Source organism: Nocardia sp. NPDC058244 (assembly GCF_042882065.1).
In the GTDB taxonomy this organism is placed as follows: Bacteria; Actinomycetota; Actinomycetes; order Mycobacteriales; family Mycobacteriaceae; genus Nocardia.
In genome coordinates, this window is record NZ_JBHVWX010000003.1 from 457,325 (window position 1) to 478,355 (window position 21,031).

The following is a 21,031-nucleotide window of genomic DNA, read 5'->3' on the forward strand; positions in this document are numbered from 1 at the left end:
TCGGAGGGGATTTTTGCATGGTCGGGCTGACAGGATTTGAACCTGCGACCACCTGACCCCCAGTTCAGCCCGTAGGCGAAAACGCCTGCTCAGGAGCAATTTTCGGTGGTTCAACGATCGGCGCTGACATGGGGGTTGTTCAGCATTGTTCGTAGCGTGTGGTCCCGTTCTGGTCCCGCCTTAGGCCGCAGGTTGGGCGTTTCGCGGCCGGGCATTTCGCGACCGTATTCTCCTGTACTACGAGCCGCTCTGCCCCGCAGATCACGACCTGCCCCACAGCTGAGAATCAGTTATCACTTCAATTGCAAGAAGTCTAACCAATTCAACATCCGGGCCAATCGCCTTCGCTTCCGGACTCTTAGGTAGGATGAACTTCGCGTCGTCATATCTTGGATCATCCTTGGCATGCACTATTCGATTGCGCAATTGGTACACCCGGTCGGCCACCTGCGAAAGAAGTGGCTTGTGGGGGTTCTTGGGATTTATAGTCTCGACACCTTTGATGGTCTTCGACTTGCCAAAATGATCATCAGGTTTTACGTTCTGAAAGAATTCAAGCAGTCTATCTTCTCGAACCGATTCCCGGAGAAGAATAGTAATCTGGTCCGCTTCCGAACTTCTGGTAGCCCCTTCGGCTACGGAGATTATCCGCAAGATATCCTGATCAGAGTTCGTGAACTGAATGTCGGCCAACTCCTTTCGCACCTGGTGGATAGTGTGCCGACGCCCGGCGTATGGAAAGAAGTATTCCAGAACTTGGTAGTATGAAAGAAATGCAAGCAATGGATTCTGTCGAGCACCCTCCGCGAAGCTGAATATCTGGGCGACTTCACTACCGATTCGCGTCCGAGGGAATCGGGCGTCACTCAGATACGGCCCGTCCTCTACGTCATCCTCGATGCAGTACCGCCCGACACGCTCCACCACCAAATCCATCGGCACGGAGTTTCGCGCTGATAGTTCGTAGAAGAATGCCACAGCCAGGCTCTCGGCACGTGCGATAGAATCCTTGTCATGCGGCCCCCTCGTCGGGGTAAGGACTTTCAATGAGATGCCGTTCTCGATTCCTGCTGCGGTAACATGGTGACTGGGCCTTGGTTTTTCTATCGATAGCAGGGCGAATGCTGGCGAAATATTCGAAATCTCAAGACAGACTCGGCTTTCTGGGTCTGTGACGTGAACATAGACATCTCGGTCTCTATTAACAGGTCTTCTTGGATGTGCGCAAGGTATAGAGTCAGAGACAAGAGTTCTGGATTGCCTCCTTCGATTCCTGTCAAGAAGTCTAATCGCGAACTCGATAACTCCCGTATCGAATGCGAACGCATGATAGTTCGGAAGCCTCTGCGGGTTGCTGTTGAGCTGCTCCACCAGAAGTGGTACACACTGCTGCGAAATTGAAAACTTCAAATACCCATACTCAGGCGTGTCGACAAGAGTTATTGCAACCTCGTCACCCTCATACGCATTGGCTTGAAACCCGAGTTCTGATAGCTTTTCTTCAAATGGTTGACGCAGATTGGCTTCCAAATCTCCGATGCTGTTCAATTCTTCCTCTCGGGTAGAGGTTGGATAGCTATTCATAGCAGGTCCACGCAAGCTGATCGATCGAAGTAACCATAGAGTGCGAGGGAACGACTCGCCATGGGATTGCAAGGTGGCCATACACACTGCGGGTTGGCTCACCACCGTCCCGACAAGGCCAGTCGTTCCCGTCAGGCGGTCGAATGTTGATCCACCTCCGATGGGACCGAACGTCGCGCGACCGGGATTGAACACGCAATAGTCGAACATATGCGCTAATCGATAAGGTCGTAGGAGCCCACCGGCGGTGAATCGAGCCTCGCTGCGGTTCTGTCTGTCCGAACGGACATCGGGCGAGCACCCGCGACAGCGAAGCATTGCTGGCAGGATCGGACGGGCCACCACGCGTCCCGCTTGCCTAACCAGTGGCGTGACTACCCACAAGCCCGCCAGCACACAACGACGGCGAGTACTGGGGGCCGAGGCTGTCAGACCGAAGCTGCATACTCTAAGCGATCATGAACAGCGCATACCCAGCGCTACAGGCGAACCGGCGAGGGACTAGTGGCCAAGAGCAAGTTGTCGTTGCCAGACATCACGGACCGTCGAGCATGGCTCGTGATGTCGAAGTCGGACTACCGCCGATTGGGAGGCGGGAGCAAGTACGACGACGACCCGGCGAGCCATTACAGCTGGGACAGCACCGTCCCCAACCATCTGAATGTCCGTGCCGGCGACGTCATCCTCCTGTGGAACGAGGTCGAATCCCTCGGCGCGTCAGTGATTGAACGGATCGACACCGGCAACGCGGTCAAGCGGCGTGGACGATGCATCAACGCAGAGTGCAGGACGACGAACTACGAACCGCGGAAAACGTTGCGGCCAACGTATCGCTGTTACGAATGCGGTGCCACGTTCGACGATCCTGTGTTCGAGGACGTGGACGTCATCACCTACCGCTCGACGCACGCACAGTCCTGGATTGACCTCCATGGCACGTTCAGCGCCGCGGAGCTCCGCGCCTTTTGCGTAAAGCCCCGTTCTCAGAACAGTTTTCGGCCGCTACGCTGGGAGTCAGTGCGTACGGCAGCCTCACCTGCAATCGGCGCAGAGGTCTTCGGGCCGATTGACGCGACAACACGTCAGATGCGGGATGGCCACACCACACGCCCAACTCGAGTTCGTCTGGGTCAGAGGGAGTTTCGCCAGGACCTACTCGCGAAGTACAACACACGATGCGCCTTCACCGGAAACCTCCCGAGCGAGGTGCTCGACGCCTGCCACCTCTACAGCTACGCAAGGGTTGGCAGGCATCACGAGCACGGCGGAATCCTGCTACGCCGCGACCTCCATACGTTGTTCGACCGCGGAATCATCGCAGTCACCCCTGACGACGCCATCGACGTCTCGCAGCCCTACCACGGGTTCCCCGTGTACCAGGAACTTCACGGGATGCCACTATCCATCGCCGTAACCCCCGAACAGCGGAAGTGGTTCGAACTGCACTGGATTCAACATCGCAAGTCCTGAGCGCACAACTATCGCTGAGGCCGGGCGTTTGGCCTGGGGACGGCCTGGAGCGATTGCCGGTCGATCCAGCCGAAATGCCGCCACGCTGGTCTAAATGGGTTGCGCCGGGTCCTGGGTACGGGTGGATGGTGCAGGTGTGGATATGGGTTGGTGTCGCCACTGCGGCCATGAGCGGGAGATGACCCGCGAGCATCTCCCGCCAGAGGCGACCGGCAACGATTCCAGCGTCACGCTCTATCGGCATGTCGGTGGCGAGCTCGAAGTCGTCAAGCAGTTTGCACAGGGGCATGCGCTCGAATCCTTGTGCACCGAGTGCAACGGGGGTGCGGGTCACCGCGGCCTCCCGCAGGCGTACACAGCCTGGCATGAGGACACCGTTGGCCACCTACACGCCGCCGCCGCAGCTTTCCACCAGGAAACCGGCTGCGACTACGGCGAGTTGTGGAGCGCATCCAAGACCGACGGCAGCGCGATCATGCTGCCGCTGGAGCACGGAAGAGGAGTGCCGTCCGAGAGGATTCGCAATCTGCATCCAGGACGAATCGTGCGCCACATCTTGGGTGGATTCCTGGCAGTGCAGCATGACCGCAGGCTGCTCGATGACCATCCACAGCTGAAGGCCGCCTACTTCAGCGACTCGCCCGCCTCGATTGCACCGTTCACCCTGCACGTTGCCCTCGCCAATGTCGGCACGGCGTACTTCAACACCGGCGCTGAAGCGATGACACTTGAGGTTGCCACCGGTGTGTCCTCCACGACGGAGTGCTGGGTCATGGGGTTCTCGCCGTTTCTGATGATCTTGGTCAAGGGGGACGAGTCGCCGATCAACGCGACACGCATTGATCACTGGTTCGAACGGCCATCGACGGAAACTTTCGGCAGACGGAACGATCGGACTGTCGCCTACCCCATCGCACTACGCAGCAACCCGCTCGTAGGCTTTCTCTACGACACGATGGATCAGTTCCCTCGGTAGTCGACCGCATTTCGGCCTTGGCTGGGGTCGGGTTGCGCATGAGGTGGGCCGGCTACCCGCCTGCCCCATAGGGCCTGCCTGTCACGCGCAGAGGCTCGCAGGTCAAGGGTGGACGAATGTCCATCAGCGCAGCTGACGCCACCGGCGCCCTTGAGGTGTGAGGGGCGCGGGATCACAATGCAGGCCGACCCCAACCAAGGCCGAGCGGCCGACAGGTCGCTATGGAACTCGGTGGAACCGAAAGCTGTTCGGCAACGTCCAACCAGGCATGACAGAGATCGAGCACGTTGTACTTACTCCGGTGCCGCAGTACGAACCGGCGCCCGAATCCGAGCCGTCCGTAGATCGTTCGGCAACGGTGTGGCGGGACCATCTCGCCGCGGTCGATGCCCGCGAGACCGACACCGCGACCTAGCCCGAGCGGCCGATAGGTCGCTATCCGTTCGGCAAGCCAGGAGGGCAGAGAAAGGGGCCGTGGCCCCTCCCCGGTTACCGGTCGAGGTGATGGTCGAGCCACCGGTCGAAGTTCTCGGCGACGTGGCGGGCGCCGGCGTAGTGGGGTTCGCACCGGGCCTGGCTGCGCGGCTGGTTCTGGAAGGTGAACTCGTAGAGGTGGGTGGCGGGGTTGGTGCACTCGCGGATGGCGCAGATCGTGTCGGGGGTGAGAGCCATGGTCGGGATCCTTCCGTGTCGGGGGAATCTGGGCACCGCCCGGACCGGGCCGCACCCACCCCGGCAAGGTCTCACCACCCGAGGTGGTCACCCGGCTCGACCACCACTTTGATTGGTGAGTTGAAGGAACAGACGTCGCCGCTGGTGACCACCTCGGGTGGTGACAACGCTTGGTCCTTGCCGGGGTGGGTGTGGTCTGGTACGCCACTCGGCAGATTCCTCCGACACGGAAGGACCCCGGCCATTCGCCCCCGGCGCGATTTGTGCCATCTACGCGAGTGCACCAACCCCGCCGCCCGCCTCGGCACCTGACGCGCCCACCTCAAGGCCCGCGAACCCGCTACACCGGCGCCCGTCACGTCGCCGAGAACTTCGGGCTCGACCAGCACCTCGACCGGTAGCCGGGGAGGGGTCACGGCTCCGGGTCTCGGCCCGACGAACCACCCACCCAACGCGCCGATTCACGTTCTGCTCGCCTGGCCTGGACCACAGCCGGTCGAGTGGCACAGTGCCGGCGGATTCGTCGTCGACTCCGGGAGAGTCGGTCGGGGACGGCTCCCGTCGCGCCCAGCACTGCTCGGTGAAAAGCAGAAAGCGGCCAGAAGAGGCAGGGCCGCCACGGTATGGCGCTGAGCGTCGCCGACGTGCCGACGCGCCGCGGCGACGTCCGTTTGGAGCCGCGTTGCGCGTCGCAGCGCGGCGGCGGCGCTCTGCGCCGCCGCAGGCGCCCTTGACTCTATATAGCGAAATTCAGCAACCACTTCGTGAAGTGACTGGCGCTCGACAACTCGGGGAGCCGTGAACCCAGGCTATGAACCCAATCAGATCGGCTGGCGTACATGGCCTTCGACCCTAGGCGGCTCGTCTAGTCTGGGTGCACCTCCAGCCCAGGGACGGTGTGGAAACGGTCCACGCCGCATCGTTCCGAGGAAGGAGGTGATGGAGATGGCACAACACCGCCGGAGCAAAACAAAGGCCCCGGTCGACTACGGCATTGTCCTTGCATGGGCTGCCGTGATCGCCGGGGCGCTCATGTTGGTCCGCCGAGTATGGGGCTAGCTGATCCATCAGGGTGGGCCACCGCTGGAACGGTGGTCCACCCGCTCGGCACCACTCGCGTGATGCCATCATGATAACAAGATTGCGCGAATACGCGTAACAGGCCGCGTAACGCGTAGCGAAATCCACAGCGCCCACCGTGCAGCGCGCAGGCAGCTGAGGGTTTCCAGCAACCTGCGAGCGAAGAGAATCGCGCGTATCATGGGTATCGTGAACGACGCGATGATGAAACTGCTTGCCCCGCTTACAGATTCGCGCCGCGCACATTCCCTAGCTGTCGGCCGACGTATGGAAAGTGTTGCAGACCAGTTGCCAGAACAACTCCGCTCCGATGCGATCGACGCTGCGTATCTGCACGATGTCGGCTATGCGCACCCCGTGATCGGTTTCCACCCGATCGACGGCGCTCGCCTGCTCAAGGCCCTGGGCCACTCCGCTGTCGTCTGCCACCTGGTCGCGTTCCACACAGCCGCAGTCGTCGAGGCGGAGGTTCGCGGCATCGATCTTGCCGCGTTCAACGAGTTCCGCCTGGATGGTGTAGCCGACCTCGATCGGGCCAACGACTTCATGTGGTGGGCAGACCTCTCCACCGGCCCGAGCGGGCAGCCCTTCTCGGTTGACGAGCGAATCGACGAGATCCTGACCCGGTACGAGCCTGGCAGTATCGTGCACACCGCTATCTCTCGTTCGGCGCCACTTCTGCGAGCCGCGGTTCAGCGTGCCGCTGGGTCGATGTAGGGCTGTTCCTGGGTGAGCGCCCAATCGACCCGCTTGCGCTGACTCGGGTCCATTTTCAGGGTAGGAATGTCCTGGATAGGCACCCACTCGACTAGCGTGCTCTCGCTGCTCGGCGTCGGTTCACCGCCCGTGGCTTCCGCGCGGTAAATGACAGTGAACTCCTGTCGCACCTCATCGTTGCTGGTGTAGTGAATGACGTGCCGGGGGTCGGTGAAGATGCCCACGATGCCCGTGAGTTTGACATCGACGCCGGTCTCCTCTTGGGTCTCCCTGACTGCGGTCCGACTGAGCGACTCGCCAGGATCGTGGGCGCCACCAGGCATAGACCAGTTGCCGTTGTCGGATCGACAGATGAGCAATATCGCGTCGCCGCGGCGCACAAAAGCGCCTGCGCTCGGCCGGACGCTGTTCGCGGCAGGCGCATTCGGGTCATCATGGTAGTCGATTCGGCGTCCCATCGGCTCAGCCTACTTCGAGATCTCCCAGCTTCCAGACGGCCTCGAAGGACTCCATGTAGTAGTTGAACAACTGACCTCCCGGCACATGCTGAAGGTGCTGAACCGGAGACTTTGCTGCATAGGCGCCGTAGCTGTGGGTGTTCACCAGCATGGAACCGTCGAACCGGTAGATGCTGTTGTAGAGCGGAGTTCCGTGTGTGGCGATCTGCACGTTCGGCGAGTCGGCGGCTCCTGTCAGGTACTCCTTGGTGGACTTGCACCGCTCAGGAAGGGACATGAGCCCTTCCTCCTTTGCCCGCTTGAGGACCTCGGGCGCCTCCGGCTTTCCGAGCAGAATGCGAATCTCGACACCCTCAGCGGCCTTCTGCTTGACGACGTTCACAAAGTCCAGCGACTCGACAAGGAAACCGCCCGCGTAGACCAAGACGTCGATGTGGCTGGTTGCCTGCCGCATTAGCGTGCGCCACACCTCGTGCGGGACATCCGGGCGGGTAGGCCAGATCTGGACCAGCTCGGACTGCGACGCTGCGGCCGAACGACTGCCCGCCAACAGCTCTGGCCACAGGTACGTCTCGTCACGGTTCAGCAGCCGCGCGACCCGCAGCCTCATTTCCGGATGCGGGCAACGATCCTGCGTGATCCATCGCTCAACCGTCTTGGTTGACACCTCGGCCAGCTCGGCAAGACCGTTCTTGGTCAGATTCGCCGCGCTCATCGCCCCGCGAAGTCGCTCGTTTCCCATGACTCCATAGTACCGGATAATGTCCCAAAAGGTCCCATTTCTTGGGTTTTGGCGTCCCTATATGTCGGCGCATTCTTGATGCACAGGAGGAACTTGAACCGCCTGAGAACCCGAAACATCAAGTATTACAAGGAGATACGTCAATGGCACTCAAGGACATGTGGATTCCCACCGACTTCGCCGCCGTCTTCCCCCGGGGTCTGATGCTGATCGGCGAGATCGAGGCGGACGAGGAATTCAGCAGCGACCGCAACGCTCCCAAGCGGCAGAAGATCGACATGGACCGCGACGGCAACGGTTCCCGTATGCGGATGTGGAAGGCCACGGTCATGGACCCGTCCGGTGCGGGCAAGGGCGCGAAGAACACCGGCCTCGACATCACCTTCATCTCCGATGTCATGCCGACGCCGTCGGCCGATGAGGTGGCACCCGGGTTCCGCCCGATCGTGTTGGAGGGGCTGATGCTCAAGCCGCGTGTGATCGGTAACGGCGAGTTCAAGTCGATCTCCTTCTACATCCGCGCGACCGGGATCAAGGGCGACAACTCCGGCGCGAAGGCCAACCAGCCCGCCGCACAGAAGGCCGCGTGATCACCGTGGAGCGCACCACTGTGAGCCTGCGGGAGGACGGCCAGGTAGAGGCGGTCTACGTCCCGGAGATCGACCAGGCGTCGTATCGGGGTTCGGTACGAATCCTGCTCGATGACACCACCGCCGGTGATGTGACTGTCCTGCTGGAAATCCCGGCGGTGCGGTACCTGGCCGAGATCCTGCCGGATCTGTTGATGGCCCACGATGCCGCCGACCACGCGCTGGCCGAGCAGCGGGCCGCCTCCCACTTCCCGGCGGTGTGACCATGGGTACGGCGGATCAGCAGCCCAAGGTCATCCGGTGGGCACGCTGGTCCGCCGTCCTGGTCGTCCTGGCCATCGGCGCCGCTGCGTTCGTCCTCTCGTTCGCGGCCCTGCGTGACCTCGCGGTCATGGCCCACACTCCCACCCATCTCGCGTGGCTGTTCCCGGTGATCGTGGACGGCACCATCATCCAAGCCACCATCGCCGTACTCGCCCTCGCCGACAGCCCCGAACGAACGTTCTTCGCCCGGGTGCTGATCGCCGGAGCGACGGTCTCGATCGGCGGCAACATCGCTCACGCCCTGGTCTCCGGCTTCGGGATCATGGCCGCGGTCCTGGCCGTGATCGCCCCGGCCGCACTGCTTCTCGATACTCACGGCCTGGCCGTGCTGCTGCGGACGCGCAAACCCGCTCCGCCGACCGTTCCCACCGCCGTGGTGGCTGGACCCGACTCCGCCGACCTCGTGCCCGATGTGGTGCCCGCGGTTCCGGCGCCCGCTCCGGCCCTCGCGCCGGTACACACCATCACTCCTCCGCGTTCGGCTGCGCCGTTGCTGCCTATCGCGGTCCCGATCCCTACAGGGGGCAACTGAAATGGCTGATCACTCGTTCATGTCGATCCTGGTCCACTCCGGCAACAACACCTTCGAGGTCAAGTACTCCGCACAGATCGGGATGGTGGTCGTCAAGCTCGGCGACGGCGAGCTGTTCATGCCGCCGATCGATGCCGCGACGCTGATCGACCAGCTCACGGAGGCCCTGAACGCCTACACCGCGACCTTGCAGGCGGTGGCCTGATGGGTACCACTGTCGTCGCGCTGTCGACGGTGATCGCTGCCGGGCTACTGCTGCGGTGGCGCTACCTCGACGGCGTCGTCAGCAAGGCCATCGACCCCGATCCGTTTGCCGGCATCCCGCCCGAACTGCGGACCGCTGCTCTGGTTCTGACCGACCACCGTTACCTGCGTCTGATGTGGGCGGCGGTCGGTCTCGGCTCGGAGGGCAACTGGCCCAACATCGTCGGCGGTGTCGACACGACTCCCTCGGGCGCGGTGTTCGACGTGCACGTAGTCGGCGGCCAGAAGCTGTCCGACTGGACCAACGAGGAAACCCGCGACGCCCTCGCCCAGTACCTCGGTGTCCCGAGTGTCCTGGTCTCCCAGGCCGGTCCGGGATTCGTGCGGATCGAGCTGCGGACCTTCGACACCCTCGCCGCCCCCGTCACCGCCGGTGTGGAGTCGACCGGTGTCGACCTGGAAGCCGTGCACGTCGGTGTTCGGGAAGACGGTGCGCCGTGGCTGCTGCGCGTCCTCTACGCCCACATCCTGCTCGCCGGTGCGACCGGTTCGGGTAAGGGCTCGGTGCTGTGGTCGGTGATCCAGGGTATCGGTCCCGCGATCAAGGCTGGGTTCGTGGACGTGTGGATGGCGGACCCGAAGGGCGGCATGGAATTCGGTGCCGGTGAACGACTGTGGGTCCGCTTTCACTGGGACGCTGACGGCATCCTGGGGATGCTCGAAGAGGCCGTCGCCGTGATGGATGAGCGGTCTGCTCGTCTGCGCGCTGCCGGGGTCCGCAAGCACATTCCTACCTCCGACGAGCCGTTGATCCTGATCGTGATCGATGAGGCCGCGTCGCTGTCGTCGTACGCGACCCGTGAGCAGCAGGAGAAGTTCCGTCAGCTCACCGGACAGCTGCTGTCGAAGGGCCGTGCGGTCGGGGTGTCGGTGATCGCGGCCCTCCAGGACCCGTCGAAGGAGACGATGCCCAACCGGCAGCTGTTCCCGGTCCGGATCGGTCTGCGCCTGGACGAACCGACCCAAACCGCGATGGTCCACGGGCAGGGCTCCAAAGACCGCGGTGCCCTGTGCCACGACATCCCCGACACGACCCCGGGTGTCGGCTACGTGGGACAGGACGGCACGAGCGAGTTCGTTCGAGTGCGCGCCTTCTGGATCGACAACGACGCCGCTGACGCGATCGTGGCCGCCTACGCTCCCGCCGGCACCGACACCGCTCCGCAGGGTGACTACTCCGATTTCGACCCGGACTACATTCCCGGCGAAGACGACCAGCAGCAGGGGCGTGCGGCATGAAACGCGGCTTCTGCACCGAATCCCACGTCGTCGTCTACTGCGACATCTGCGGCGACATCTACACCGACGCCGAGGGCAAGCCGACCTGCTTCACCACCACCAGCCAGGCCGCCGAGTTCCTGACCACCGACACCCACTCCGGCTGGCTCTATGACGGCGACACCATCCGTTGTGACGGCTGTATTGCCGCCGAGCAGTGCCGCGACCACGGCCATGTCCTGGTCACCAACGACCTCTGGGCCGAACTTGTCACCGGCCCGCTGGTGTGCTGCGTCTGCGGCCTCCTCGAATCCGACCTTCCCGAACTGGAGAAATGACCATGGCCCGCAAGAACTCCCACACCGACAACGGCCTCGCCGACGTGATCGACTTCGCCGCCCGTGCCCGCTGCCGGTCCGAAGCCCGTGGCCTGGACCCGCGCTCGGTGGCGGCCACGATGCTCGCCGAGACCGGCACCGCCCCGGCCTGGAACGACTACGACGACTACGCCGGATGGGACGACGCGGCATGAACAGCCCCGCTCGTCCTCGCCTGCTCGACCTGTACTGCAAAGCCGGTGGCGCCTCGATGGGCTACCACCTCGCCGGGTTCGACGTGACCGGCGTCGACATCGACCCGCAACCGCGCTACCCGTTCACCTTCCACCACGGCGACGCCCTCGAATTCCTGGCCGCCCATGGTCACGAGTTCGACGTGATCGCCGCGTCCCCGCCCTGCCACGACCACACCACCCTGTCCTCACGGGCCGGGGTCAACGGGTCGGGCTGGCTGCTCGGCGCGACGCTGGAACACCTTGCTGAACAGCCGGTGCCGTGGGTGGTGGAGAACGTGATGGGCGCGGACATGCGCGCTGACGCGGTGTTGTGCGGGTCGATGTTCGGGCTGCGCACCTACCGGCACCGAAAGTTCGCGATCGACCCCCGGATCCCGCTGCTGCCCGCGGTGCCGTGGCATCCCGCCCACACTGCCCGCACCTCGACCAAGAATCGTCGCCGCGGGTTCGCCGCGGGCATGAACGTCTCGATCACCGGTGACGTCGGTACCTGGCTCGGACCGGCGTGCATGGGCATCGACTGGATGACCGGACCCGAACTGGCCCAAGCCATCCCGCCCGCCTACACACACCACTTGGGCCTGCACCTGCTCGACCACCTCGACAACACCACCGGCCTGGAGGCGGCATGACCACTAGCGAGACACCCAAAACTGTTCGCAGACAATCAAACCCGGTCGTTCAGGCCGCTGCTGATCGGACCCGCAAGCGTCGGAAGAAGATCGTCCCCCTGCCGACCGATCCCACACCAGGACAGCTTCCGCTGTTCGCAATGTCCGACCTCGATCCGGAGGCCTACCGATGAACAAGACCACGACCACGCACGACCCGGCGGGAGAAGTCCTCGATGCTGCGCTCACCGGGGCCGGTCGCCTACTGCTGTCGGTGTTCACCCTGGCTTGGTGGGCCGTCCTGTTCCCGATGGTCTCGGTGCCCGCCGGCATCGCCATTGCCGCTGCCTGGGTCTACGGCTGGACTGCCGGGATCGGGGTGGCTGGTGGAGCTGTCGCGGGGATGGTGCTGTGGCGACACAGGAGTCCGCAGACCTTCGAGCGCTGGTTCACCGGCCGTATCCGGTCCCGATTCCTGACCTGGCACCGCTACCGCCGCCGCTGGGTCAAGCTGCTCACCGCCTGCGGCCTGTCGACCCGCGACGGTGACCGCGTGTTCGTGCCCCGGCTGGTCTCGGTCCGGATCGGCGACTCCACCGACACCGTGCGGGCTCGGATGCTGCCGGGTCACTCGCCGGAGTCCTGGACCAGCCGCACCGACAGCCTCGCTCACGGGTTCGGCGCTCAACAGGCACGGATCCGGTTCGCCGGCCCCGGAGTGGTCGAGATCAGCTTCCGCCGCTCCGATTCCCTCGCCGCTCCGGTGGTCGTGCCGTTCGAGTCCCTGGCCGGATTCAAGCCCCTGCCCGGCTCCAAGGCTGCATGACCACACCACTACCGATATCCACCACGCCGAGGGAGGCCACACCATGAACGACAACCACGCCGATTCCATGCCTGCGGCCTCTCTCGGCCCTCTCACCGCCGCCCAGCGTCGCGCCCTGCCCGACCTGCGCGACATCGCCGAAGCCGCCGCCGAAAAGGAAGGTGTGTGCGCCCGCGTCGTCGCGATGCGCGCCGTCGATGACCGCACCGGCACGATCTCCTACGTCGGGGCACCGTGCAAATGCCGCTTCGAGAACGTGTGCCCCGCCTGCGCCAAGGCGTACCGCGTCCTGCGTATGACCCAGCTCCGCGAGGGCTGGTGCCTGGATAAGGAACCGGTCGATGAGACCGTCGAGCCCACCCAGGAACAAATAGACCTCCTCAGTGCCCGCGCGCACCTGTTCGACCAGTACCGGAAGGCCCGCGAGGACGAGGACACCGACACCGCTGACTCCATCCGCGCCCTGGTCGCTGAGATCGATCAGGAGTTGCGTGACCTCGGTGTCCGGGGCACCTTCGCTCCGCTGGACAAGCTGCCCCGTCGTAAGGCCAAGTCGACTCGCCGCCGCCAGGACGTGCCCGACCTTCCCCGCCGCAAGGTCGAAAAGCGCACCGTGGGCGCGATCTACAACGGCTACCAGCCCTCCACCTTCCTGACCCTGACCTTGGGTGGGTACGGCGCGATCAACCAGGTGTGGGACCCCAAGGCGGGCAAGGACGGCAAGGGCGCGATGGTCTCGGACGGCTCCCCGGTCGACCCGGACACCTACGACTACGCCCGGGCTGCCCGCGACGCGATCCACTTCGCCGCGCTGGTCGACCGCTGGGTACAGAACTTGCGCCGTGCTGTCGGCTGGGATGTGCAGTACTTCGCCAGCGTCGAGCCGCAGAAGCGCGCCGCTCCCCATGTGCACGTGGCTATTCGAGGGTCGGTGTCGAACAAGCTGCTCAAGGCGGTCACCGCGGCGACCTACCGCCAAATCTGGTGGCCCCACTTCGACCGTGAGGTCTACACCGGCGAGAACATGCCGGTCTGGGACTACACCGCCGGCACGTTCACCGACCCGAAAACCGGTGTGCCGCTGACGACCTGGGATGAGGCCCTGGCGGTGATGGATGGCGTCGACGACCTCGAACCCGCCCACGTGATCCGCTTCGGGGTGCAGGCCAAGCCGATTCAGGTCCTCGGTGGTACCGACAAGATGGAACGCCGGGTGCGGTACCTGACCAAGTACCTGACCAAGAGTGTCGGCGACCTGCTCGAACCTCCGTCGCGCCGCGTAGCTGAGCACTACGACCGGCTCCACGCGGAAATGTGCGTGACTCCGTGCTCACCTCAGTGCGGTGTGTGGTTGCGGTACGGGATCGTTCCCAAGGGCGCCAGCGAGAAGACCCAGCCCGGCTACTGCAAGACCAAGGCTCACCGCCGCGAGTTCCTCGGTGTCCCTGGTCGGCGGGTTCTGGTGTCGAAGAAGTGGACCGGGAAGACGCTGCCCGACCACAAGGCCGAACGGCAGGAATACGTTCGGCAACAGCTCGCCGCCGTAGGCATCGAGAAGCCCGACACCTCACACATCCGCGTCTATCCCGTCCCGCCGGGCGACCCGGACGCACCACCGCGCGAAAACCTCGTGATCGCGCACGCGATGGCCCGGCAGAAATGGCGCATCGAGTACAACAACCGCCTGGCCCTGGCCAATGACCCGCCCGGCACACCGAGTTCTGTTCAGCAATCCGAAGCAGCATAGGAAGGTCGACCGATGAACCCCCGATTGGTAGATGGTCGGTTGTACACAACCGCCGAACTGGCGGCGGTACTGGGAATAGACAGTTCCAGCCTGCGCAGGTGGCGGACCGCGAACCCTCCGTGTGGACCCGCGTATGTGCGAGTCTCGCCGCGTGTCGTGAAGTACAGCGCTGAGGATGTGGAGACGTGGCTGCAAGGGTTGCGTACCGATCCGGCAAAGGCTGCGTGATGGCGAATCTCGTGAACCTCCCTGTGGGAGTAAAACTTTCGACGGATATCGAAGAGCGGCACGACTACGGTAGGCGGCCGTTTCGGGCCCGGGTGAGGTGGACCGATCCGGCGACGAAGAAGCGGCCATCCGTCGCCGAACCCTTCGAGACTCGCGAAGAGGCCGTGGCATGGATCGAGAACATGAAGCGTCTCGCCATGCAGGGAATCGACCCGAAAACGGCGTCAATGTCGCTGGCCGACTATGGGAATACCAATATGGACTTGGCTCTGCGCGGCCTGGAGAAGAAGACCACCGACCCGTACGGGTGCGGTTGGCGGATGCGGGTGGTTCCTACCCTTGGACACATTCCGATCGGCATGATCACCAATGGGGCGATCGACCGCGCCGTGGTGAGCTGGATCTCCGATGGAACAGGCAAGTCGAGTGTCAAGAACACGCTTGCCGTCCTGGTCCGGGTATTGGAGCAAGCCAAGCGCGACGGGCTGAGGCCCGACAATCCCGCCCAGGTCCGAGGGTGGCAGAAGCTGTATGCCCAGATCGAAGACGAACTCGACGATCCGCGGTCGCTGGCGCTCCCGGACTGGGCTTCGCTGACGACGCTGGCAAATGCCTTGGTGGCGTGCTCGTCCGGCGAATACCAGGGGTGGGGCGATGTCGTCACCTTCGCCGCCTGCACCGCGTCGCGGATCGGTGAAGTGTCGGGCTGCCGTGTCGGCGATATCGACACCAGCACGTGGACGTGGACCGTTCGCCGGCAGACAACACCCGGACCGGGCGGGCTCGACGACAAGGGCACCAAGGGAAACCGTCGCCGGTACGTCCCGCTGATCGAGGAGGTTCGGCAGCTGGTTCGCGACCGTATCGCCGCGGTCGGTGAGAGCAATACGGACGCGCGACTGTTCGTCGGCCCGCGTGGTGGACGGATCGCGACAGGGGTCCTCCGCGATGCGACCCACTGGGACGAGGTCGTGGAGAAGCTGGGCTACGAACATCTACGCCGTCACGACCTGCGCCACACCGGGCTGACGTGGATGGCTGATGCCGGGGTGAGTCTGCACGTGCTCCAGAAGATCGCCGGCCACGCCGACAGCCGCACCACCGAGCGCTACCTCCACCCCGATCGGCGGGAGGTCACCGATGCCGGCGACAAGCTCTCCAGCCACCTGCGGTCCCGTTCTGGTCCCGCTCTCCGGGTTGTCGGAGAATGAAAAAATCCCCTCCGACCGAGGTCAGAGGGGATTTTTGCATGGTCGGGCTGACAGGATTTGAACCTGCGACCACCTGACCCCCAGTCAGGTGCGCTACCAAGCTGCGCCACAGCCCGTTCTTGCCCCCGTCTCCGGGTGCTCGAAAAGATTACCGCACTACTCTGCGTAGGAACTAATCGGCTGGTAGATGGCTGTTTTTGGGCGTTCGCGCACGGCCGAAAGCACCCGAGTGGGACGCCTTGCACGGTGGTGGCAAAGGGTGCCCATGGCAGGTGAATTCGGTTGCGTTGCGCGGACAACGGCGACGGCGTGAGGTGACCGCGAGGGTGGGTTCGGGGTCATCGGGTCCAGCGGAGGACTTCGAGGGCGGCGCCGACAGCGATGGTGTTACTCGACAGGGGGCGGGGTAGGAGTTCGTCGGCGCGGGAGAGGCGGCGGACGATGGTGCTGCGGTGGGTGTAGAGGTGGTCGGCGGTGCGGGTGATGCTGCATTGGTGTTCGAGGTAGGTGGTGATCGCTTCGAGGACGTCCGGTTCGGCGGTGGCGAGGTCGCCGAGGGTGTCGGCGACGAATTCGTCGGCGCGGAGCGGGTCGGCGGTCAGGACGGCGACCAGTTGGACGTCTTCGTGGCGGGCTACGCGGCGGTGGGAGGTGAGCCGGGTCAGCATGCGCTGGGTTTCGAGGGCGTCGAGGTGGCTGCGGCGGAAGCCGGGGATGCCGAGGCCGGGTCTGCCGATGGCGACGCGCACGTCCGGGGCGTCGGCGAGACCGGTGGTCACCGGGTCCAGGTCCGGCGCGGCGTCGATCGGCAACCATAGCCACAGCGCGGCGGCGCCGGCCACGATGGTGAGCCGGTGGCCGGCGCCGCCGACGCGCAGTAGCAGTTCGGCGGCCATTTCGAGCTGGTCGCTCGCGCCGGGCGAGCTCGCCCAGAGGACGGCCGCGGTGTGCGGGCCGGTCAGCCGGTAGCCGAGCTGGCGTTCGGCCTCGCCGCGGCGGATCGGCGCGCCCTCGAGCAGCAGCGAGACGGTCGCGCGGCGTTCGGCGTTGGTGCCGCGGGTCAGGTCTTCGCGTTCGGCCTTCATCTGGGCCGTGATGGCGGCGACGGTGTCCTCGACATAGGTCGAGATCGACAGCGACGCCAGTTCCAGCAGCTCGCGGAGCTGCGCGGGGTCGTCGGTCAGCCCGAAGCAGATCTCCATACAGCGGTTCCAGACGACGCTGTAGCTGGTGCGATAGGCGTCGAGGGAGGACTCGTCCAGGCCGCGCCGGACCAGGTCCCGCGCCGCGGTCAGGGCTTCGGGGCCGAGGTGCGGTGGGACCCGGCGGCCGGGATGCTGCACGTTCGACCAGGCCCAGTGGGTGATGTTGGCGAGGTTGGCGCGCCGCACCGCCGCCGCGAGCACCGGGTCCTCGGCGATCCGGCGCATCCGCTCCCCCGCCAGGGAGGCCGCGTGCAGGTCTTCCAGCCATTCCCCCGACGGGGTGAGCGCCGATTCGGCCGCCGTCCGGATCAGGGCGACGATCTCCGGACCGGGCTCGGGCCAGTGCAGATCGCGTGCATCATTTTGCCGCATCTACCGATCATGCTGCGTCTTTATGTCGTAGCGCAAGGCCGTCGATCCGGCGGATTCTGGAAGGCACACCCCGCCCCGGCGCCGTCCCGCCAGGGCCGAACACGTCGCCCTCAGCCTCCGCACCGGCACACGCACCGCGGAGCCGGATCAAGGAGCCGCCATGACATCCACCCCGACCGCCGAACCGGCGCAGACGGGCACCGACCACGTCGACGTCCTGATCATCGGTGCCGGGATCTCCGGCATCGGTGCGGGGCGCTACCTGCGAACCCTGCTGCCGCACAAGAGCTTCACCATCCTCGAGGCCCGCGGCAGCCTCGGCGGGACCTGGGACCTGTTCCGCTACCCCGGCATCCGCTCCGATTCCGACCTACACACCTTCGGCTACGAGTTCAAACCCTGGCGCGACGAGCAATCCATCGCCGACGGCGCCCGCATCCTGGACTACCTGCGCGAAACGGCCACCGAGAACGGACTCGACGACACCATCCGCTACCACCACAGGGTCGTCGGCGGCTCGTGGTCGTCGGCGGAAGCACGCTGGACCGTGCAGGTCGAACGCACCGACACCGGCGAACACCTCGAACTCACCGCCGACTGGATCTTCTCCGCCGCGGGCTACTACCGCTACGACGAAGGGTTCACCCCCGAATTCCCCGGCCGCGACCGGTTCCAGGGCACCGTCGTGCACCCACAGCACTGGCCCGAGGACCTCGACTACGCGGGCAAACGCGTCGTGGTGATCGGCAGCGGCGCGACCGCGGTCACGCTGATTCCCGCGATGGCCGAGACGGCAGCGCACGTGACGATGCTGCAGCGCACCCCGACCTACATCCTGCCGGTGCCCAGGAAGGACCCGATCGCGAACGCGCTCAAGCGCCTGTTCGGCGACGAGCGCGGCTACGCCTTGACCCGCCGCAAGAACATCGCCCAGCAGAAGCTGGTCTGGAGTCTGTCGCAGAAGTACCCGGACCGGATGCGCCGGATCATCCGGTGGACCAACGCGAAGCAGCTGCCCGCGGGCTATCCGGTCGACGAGCACTTCAATCCGCCGTACAACCCGTGGGAGCAGCGGCTGTGCACCGTGCCCGACGGTGACTTGTTCAGGTCCATCCGCAACGGCACGGCCTCGGTGGTCACCGATCGCATCGACACCTTCACCGAGAACGGGATCCTGCTGACCTCTGGCCGCGAACTCGAGGCGGACATCATCGTCACCGCGACCGGGCTGAACGTGCAGGCGTTCGGCGGTGTCCCGGTGACGATCGACGGCCGCACGGTCGCGACGGCGGACACGGTGGCCTACAAGGGCCTGATGCTCTCGGGCGTACCGAATCTCGCCTATGCCATCGGCTACACGAACTCCTCGTGGACGTTGAAGATCGGCCTGCTGTGTGAACACTTCTGCCGCGTACTGGCCCACATGGACGACAACGGCTACCGGATCGCCCGCGCCGAGATCGCCGACACCGCCATGTCGACCCGGCCCTTCCTCGACTTCGCCGCGGGCTACATCCAGCGGGTCGTCGATCAGCTGCCCAGCCAGGGCGACCGGATGCCGTGGCGGACCTCGATGAACTACCAGGACGATGTGAAGCTGTTGCGCCAGGCCGACGTCCTCGACCCGGAGCTGCACTTCGAGACAGCGCGACGCACGGCGACGGTCCCCGCGTGACGGGTTCCGACGGTGGGCCGACGCGGGAACGGCTGACGCCGCTGCCGACCGGCTCGCGTATCTGCTACCGGATCGACGGGCCGACGGGCGGCGTCCCGCTGGTCCTCGTCGCCGGGCTCGGCCTCGATCTGACGGTCTGGCCGCCGCGCCTGGTCGACCAGCTCGCCGAGGCCGGGTTCCGGGTGGTGCGGTTCGACAATCGGGATGTCGGCCGGTCCAGTGCCGGGCATGGTCGACCGCCCGGCACCGCGCGGATGCTGTTCTCGCGTCCGCGCGGCGACGCGTACACGCTCGCCGATATGGCCGACGACGTCTATTGGCTGCTCGACCACCTCGACATCGGGGCCGCGCACGTGGTCGGCATGTCCATGGGCGGGATGATCGCCCAGACCCTCGCCGCCCGGCATCCCGAACGCGTCGTCACCCTCACGTCGATCTTCTCGACGACGGGGAATCCGAAGGTGGGTCAGCCCGCGTGGTCGACGAAGGCCCGGCTGGGTGCGCGCCCGCCGCGCACGACGGACCAGGCGGTCGATCGCCATCTGGCCCTGCTGCGCCACATCGGGTCGACGACCTTCCCGCCCGATTCGGCGCTCGAGTGCCGATGGGCCGCCGGGGCGTGGATCCGCGGCGCCGGTCCGCGGGCGCACGAAGGCATCGCCCGCCAGATCGGGGCGATCCAGGCGTCCGGCGACCGGACCGTGGAGTTGCGCACCATCGCCGCGCCGACCCTGGTGATCCACGGCGACACCGACCTGATGGTGCATCCCAGTGGTGGTCGCGCCACCGCGGTCGCCGTCCCCGGCGCCCGCTATCTCGAAATCCCCGGGATGCGGCACCATCTCGCGCCCGGCGTCCTCGACCGGCTCGCCCGCGTCATCACCGACCACGCCCGCGCCACGCAGTCCGCAGGAGAGCTCGGATGACCACCTTCCAGGGCAGAGTTGCCGTCGTCACCGGCGCGGGTTCGGGCATCGGCCGTGCGCTGGCGCTCGGGCTCGCACGGCGCGGCGCGCTGGTCGCCGCCTCGGACATCGACCACGACGGCCTCGCCGAGACCAGCGCGCGGGTGGCCGCGCTCGGCGCCGACATCCACTCCGCGACAGTCGATATGGCTCATCGCGAGGCGGTGATCGACTATGCCGAGGAGGTGATCGCGCACTTCGGCGCCGTTCACCAGGTCTACAACAACGCCGGGATCGCCGGGCGTTCGGCGACCGTGCTCGACAGCGACTGGGCGAACTACGACAGGGTCATCGCGGTCAATCTCTTCGGGGTCATCCACGGCACGAAGGCGTTTCTCCCGCACCTCATCGCCTCCGGTGACGGCCATGTCGTCAACATCTCCAGTCTCAACGGCTATCTCGCACAGCCCTCACTGTCGGCCTACTGCGCCAGCAAGTTCGGCGTCCGCGGCTTCACCGAGGCGCTGCGCGCCGAGATGCTGGCGGCCGGGCACCCGGTGCGGGTCACCGCTGTCCATCCCGGCGGGGTGAAGACCGACATCGCGTCCAACGGTGTGGCGGAGGCGCTCGCCGACGGTGCGGAAGTGACTGCCGCACAGCGTAAGCGTGCCGCCATCTACAACGACAAGCTCCTGCGGATGCCGGCCGACGAGGCGGCGGCCATCGTCCTCGACGGTGTCGCGGCCGGCTCGCCCCGGATCCGGGTCGGGCGCGACGCCGCGTTCCTCGACCGCGTCGTTCGCCTGTTCCCGCGGCTGTATCCGAGGGTCGTCGCCCAGTTCGAGCGCCGCGTCCTCGGCGCGTGAATCCGTTCCCCCCGGCGGCACCGGCGAACTCCCGCGCCTGAGCCGCCGGGTTTCGGTCACGCGGTGGCCCGGTCTGCTGACACGGCGGATTCGACCCCCGGCCGGCGTCTCGCTCAGCGCCGATTCACCAGCCGGATGGACAGTGTTGCGCCACAGGGGGTCCGCGATGGTCGGACAGGGTGCG

Annotated in this window: 23 protein-coding genes and 1 tRNA gene; 18 read left to right on the top strand and 6 right to left on the bottom strand. The window is 65.3% G+C overall.

From position 1 onward, the window contains the following. Positions 1-261 precede the first annotated feature (261 nt). Positions 262-1,530, bottom strand: coding sequence for a hypothetical protein (locus tag ACFVW6_RS11785; RefSeq protein ID WP_378831620.1), 1,269 nt, complete (start codon positions 1,528-1,530; stop codon positions 262-264). A 558-nt stretch (positions 1,531-2,088) separates the two neighbouring features. On the opposite strand from ACFVW6_RS11785, the gene ACFVW6_RS11790 reads away from it, so the two are divergent. Both ACFVW6_RS11790 and ACFVW6_RS11795 read left to right on the top strand, forming a co-directional pair. Next, the gene (locus tag ACFVW6_RS11790) at positions 2,089-3,054 is read left to right on the top strand and encodes an HNH endonuclease (RefSeq protein ID WP_378831622.1); all 966 of its coding nucleotides are present in this window, start codon (positions 2,089-2,091) and stop codon (positions 3,052-3,054) included. A 178-nt stretch (positions 3,055-3,232) separates the two neighbouring features. Next, positions 3,233-4,030 carry a hypothetical protein gene (locus tag ACFVW6_RS11795; protein ID WP_378831624.1) on the top strand — a complete coding sequence of 266 codons (798 nt, stop codon included), beginning with the start codon at positions 3,233-3,235 and terminating at the stop codon, positions 4,028-4,030. Positions 4,031-4,519: 489 nt separating this feature from the next. Here ACFVW6_RS11795 and ACFVW6_RS11800 read toward each other — a convergent pair whose 3' ends face one another. After that, complete coding sequence (locus tag ACFVW6_RS11800; RefSeq protein WP_378831627.1) at positions 4,520-4,702, bottom strand: hypothetical protein; 183 nt, start codon at positions 4,700-4,702, stop codon at positions 4,520-4,522. A gap of 1,269 nt (positions 4,703-5,971) precedes the next feature. Here ACFVW6_RS11800 and ACFVW6_RS11805 point away from each other — a divergent pair. Then, positions 5,972-6,499: an HD domain-containing protein gene (locus ACFVW6_RS11805; RefSeq protein ID WP_378831630.1), complete on the top strand. Its 528-nt coding sequence runs from the start codon at positions 5,972-5,974 to the stop codon at positions 6,497-6,499. On the opposite strand, the gene ACFVW6_RS11810 is transcribed toward ACFVW6_RS11805, so the two are convergent. Then, positions 6,475-6,957 carry an NUDIX hydrolase gene (locus ACFVW6_RS11810; RefSeq protein ID WP_378831632.1) on the bottom strand — a complete coding sequence of 161 codons (483 nt, stop codon included), beginning with the start codon at positions 6,955-6,957 and terminating at the stop codon, positions 6,475-6,477. The genes ACFVW6_RS11805 and ACFVW6_RS11810 overlap by 25 nt on opposite strands. A gap of 4 nt (positions 6,958-6,961) precedes the next feature. Further along, on the bottom strand, positions 6,962-7,699 hold the full coding sequence (locus ACFVW6_RS11815; RefSeq protein ID WP_378831634.1) for an XRE family transcriptional regulator: 738 nt from the start codon (positions 7,697-7,699) through the stop codon (positions 6,962-6,964). Positions 7,700-7,842: 143 nt separating this feature from the next. Between ACFVW6_RS11815 and ACFVW6_RS11820 the strand changes: the two genes are divergently transcribed. The 12 genes from ACFVW6_RS11820 (at position 7,843) to xerC (ending at position 15,824) form a co-directional block, all read left to right on the top strand. Then, positions 7,843-8,289, top strand: coding sequence for a hypothetical protein (locus tag ACFVW6_RS11820; protein WP_378831636.1), 447 nt, complete (start codon positions 7,843-7,845; stop codon positions 8,287-8,289). Beyond that, positions 8,286-8,552, top strand: a complete 267-nt coding sequence (locus ACFVW6_RS11825; RefSeq protein WP_378831638.1) for a hypothetical protein — start codon at positions 8,286-8,288, stop codon at positions 8,550-8,552. The genes ACFVW6_RS11820 and ACFVW6_RS11825 overlap by 4 nt, the downstream gene beginning before the upstream one ends. Before the next feature lie 2 nt (positions 8,553-8,554). Then, positions 8,555-9,145, top strand: coding sequence for a DUF2637 domain-containing protein (locus tag ACFVW6_RS11830; protein ID WP_378831640.1), 591 nt, complete (start codon positions 8,555-8,557; stop codon positions 9,143-9,145). A gap of 1 nt (position 9,146) precedes the next feature. Next, positions 9,147-9,350 carry a hypothetical protein gene (locus ACFVW6_RS11835; RefSeq protein ID WP_378831643.1) on the top strand — a complete coding sequence of 68 codons (204 nt, stop codon included), beginning with the start codon at positions 9,147-9,149 and terminating at the stop codon, positions 9,348-9,350. Further along, positions 9,350-10,648: an FtsK/SpoIIIE domain-containing protein gene (locus tag ACFVW6_RS11840; RefSeq protein WP_378831646.1), complete on the top strand. Its 1,299-nt coding sequence runs from the start codon at positions 9,350-9,352 to the stop codon at positions 10,646-10,648. The genes ACFVW6_RS11835 and ACFVW6_RS11840 overlap by 1 nt, the downstream gene beginning before the upstream one ends. Continuing rightward, entirely contained in the window at positions 10,645-10,965 is a 321-nt protein-coding gene (locus ACFVW6_RS11845) for a hypothetical protein (RefSeq protein WP_378831648.1), read from the top strand. The genes ACFVW6_RS11840 and ACFVW6_RS11845 overlap by 4 nt, the downstream gene beginning before the upstream one ends. A gap of 2 nt (positions 10,966-10,967) precedes the next feature. Then, positions 10,968-11,159: a hypothetical protein gene (locus ACFVW6_RS11850; protein WP_378831650.1), complete on the top strand. Its 192-nt coding sequence runs from the start codon at positions 10,968-10,970 to the stop codon at positions 11,157-11,159. Next, positions 11,156-11,833, top strand: a complete 678-nt coding sequence (locus tag ACFVW6_RS11855; protein WP_378831653.1) for a DNA methylase — start codon at positions 11,156-11,158, stop codon at positions 11,831-11,833. The genes ACFVW6_RS11850 and ACFVW6_RS11855 overlap by 4 nt, the downstream gene beginning before the upstream one ends. Positions 11,834-12,002: 169 nt before the next feature. Then, positions 12,003-12,638: a hypothetical protein gene (locus tag ACFVW6_RS11860; RefSeq protein ID WP_378831655.1), complete on the top strand. Its 636-nt coding sequence runs from the start codon at positions 12,003-12,005 to the stop codon at positions 12,636-12,638. Between the two features lie 43 nt (positions 12,639-12,681). Next, positions 12,682-14,385 carry a replication initiator gene (locus ACFVW6_RS11865; protein ID WP_378831657.1) on the top strand — a complete coding sequence of 568 codons (1,704 nt, stop codon included), beginning with the start codon at positions 12,682-12,684 and terminating at the stop codon, positions 14,383-14,385. A 12-nt stretch (positions 14,386-14,397) separates the two neighbouring features. Next, positions 14,398-14,613, top strand: a complete 216-nt coding sequence (locus ACFVW6_RS11870) for a helix-turn-helix transcriptional regulator (RefSeq protein ID WP_378831660.1) — start codon at positions 14,398-14,400, stop codon at positions 14,611-14,613. Further along, the gene (gene xerC / locus ACFVW6_RS11875) at positions 14,613-15,824 is read left to right on the top strand and encodes a tyrosine recombinase XerC (protein WP_378831662.1); all 1,212 of its coding nucleotides are present in this window, start codon (positions 14,613-14,615) and stop codon (positions 15,822-15,824) included. The genes ACFVW6_RS11870 and xerC overlap by 1 nt, the downstream gene beginning before the upstream one ends. Positions 15,825-15,863: 39 nt before the next feature. Here the strand turns inward: xerC and ACFVW6_RS11880 are convergent. Together ACFVW6_RS11880 and ACFVW6_RS11885 are read right to left on the bottom strand one after the other, a co-directional pair. Beyond that, positions 15,864-15,940, bottom strand: a tRNA-Pro gene (locus tag ACFVW6_RS11880). A 222-nt stretch (positions 15,941-16,162) separates the two neighbouring features. Then, positions 16,163-17,401, bottom strand: coding sequence for a PucR family transcriptional regulator (locus ACFVW6_RS11885; RefSeq protein WP_378831665.1), 1,239 nt, complete (start codon positions 17,399-17,401; stop codon positions 16,163-16,165). Positions 17,402-17,561: 160 nt separating this feature from the next. Between ACFVW6_RS11885 and ACFVW6_RS11890 the strand changes: the two genes are divergently transcribed. From ACFVW6_RS11890 to ACFVW6_RS11900, 3 genes are read left to right on the top strand one after another with little or no spacing between them, the layout of a single operon-like run. Continuing rightward, positions 17,562-19,076 carry a flavin-containing monooxygenase gene (locus ACFVW6_RS11890; protein WP_378831667.1) on the top strand — a complete coding sequence of 505 codons (1,515 nt, stop codon included), beginning with the start codon at positions 17,562-17,564 and terminating at the stop codon, positions 19,074-19,076. After that, complete coding sequence (locus tag ACFVW6_RS11895) at positions 19,073-20,002, top strand: alpha/beta fold hydrolase (RefSeq protein ID WP_378831670.1); 930 nt, start codon at positions 19,073-19,075, stop codon at positions 20,000-20,002. The genes ACFVW6_RS11890 and ACFVW6_RS11895 overlap by 4 nt, the downstream gene beginning before the upstream one ends. Next, entirely contained in the window at positions 19,999-20,847 is an 849-nt protein-coding gene (locus ACFVW6_RS11900; RefSeq protein WP_378831672.1) for an SDR family NAD(P)-dependent oxidoreductase, read from the top strand. The genes ACFVW6_RS11895 and ACFVW6_RS11900 overlap by 4 nt, the downstream gene beginning before the upstream one ends. Positions 20,848-21,031: the final 184 nt, after the last annotated feature.

Bases quoted from the DNA above. Each gene is read 5' to 3' on its own strand.
- ACFVW6_RS11800 (WP_378831627.1), bottom strand. From the start codon at position 4,702: ATGGCTCTCACCCCCGACACGATCTGCGCCATCCGCGAGTGCACCAAC.
- ACFVW6_RS11830 (WP_378831640.1), top strand. From the start codon at position 8,555: ATGGGTACGGCGGATCAGCAGCCCAAGGTCATCCGGTGGGCACGCTGG.
- ACFVW6_RS11850 (WP_378831650.1), top strand. From the start codon at position 10,968: ATGGCCCGCAAGAACTCCCACACCGACAACGGCCTCGCCGACGTGATC.
- ACFVW6_RS11840 (WP_378831646.1), top strand. From the start codon at position 9,350: ATGGGTACCACTGTCGTCGCGCTGTCGACGGTGATCGCTGCCGGGCTA.
- ACFVW6_RS11885 (WP_378831665.1), bottom strand. From the start codon at position 17,401: ATGCGGCAAAATGATGCACGCGATCTGCACTGGCCCGAGCCCGGTCCG.
- ACFVW6_RS11860 (WP_378831655.1), top strand. From the start codon at position 12,003: ATGAACAAGACCACGACCACGCACGACCCGGCGGGAGAAGTCCTCGAT.
- ACFVW6_RS11820 (WP_378831636.1), top strand. From the start codon at position 7,843: ATGGCACTCAAGGACATGTGGATTCCCACCGACTTCGCCGCCGTCTTC.
- ACFVW6_RS11900 (WP_378831672.1), top strand. From the start codon at position 19,999: ATGACCACCTTCCAGGGCAGAGTTGCCGTCGTCACCGGCGCGGGTTCG.
- ACFVW6_RS11865 (WP_378831657.1), top strand. From the start codon at position 12,682: ATGAACGACAACCACGCCGATTCCATGCCTGCGGCCTCTCTCGGCCCT.
- xerC (WP_378831662.1), top strand. From the start codon at position 14,613: ATGGCGAATCTCGTGAACCTCCCTGTGGGAGTAAAACTTTCGACGGAT.
- ACFVW6_RS11855 (WP_378831653.1), top strand. From the start codon at position 11,156: ATGAACAGCCCCGCTCGTCCTCGCCTGCTCGACCTGTACTGCAAAGCC.
- ACFVW6_RS11890 (WP_378831667.1), top strand. From the start codon at position 17,562: ATGACATCCACCCCGACCGCCGAACCGGCGCAGACGGGCACCGACCAC.
- ACFVW6_RS11835 (WP_378831643.1), top strand. From the start codon at position 9,147: ATGGCTGATCACTCGTTCATGTCGATCCTGGTCCACTCCGGCAACAAC.
- ACFVW6_RS11845 (WP_378831648.1), top strand. From the start codon at position 10,645: ATGAAACGCGGCTTCTGCACCGAATCCCACGTCGTCGTCTACTGCGAC.
- ACFVW6_RS11810 (WP_378831632.1), bottom strand. From the start codon at position 6,957: ATGGGACGCCGAATCGACTACCATGATGACCCGAATGCGCCTGCCGCG.
- ACFVW6_RS11795 (WP_378831624.1), top strand. From the start codon at position 3,233: ATGACCCGCGAGCATCTCCCGCCAGAGGCGACCGGCAACGATTCCAGC.
- ACFVW6_RS11815 (WP_378831634.1), bottom strand. From the start codon at position 7,699: ATGGGAAACGAGCGACTTCGCGGGGCGATGAGCGCGGCGAATCTGACC.
- ACFVW6_RS11870 (WP_378831660.1), top strand. From the start codon at position 14,398: ATGAACCCCCGATTGGTAGATGGTCGGTTGTACACAACCGCCGAACTG.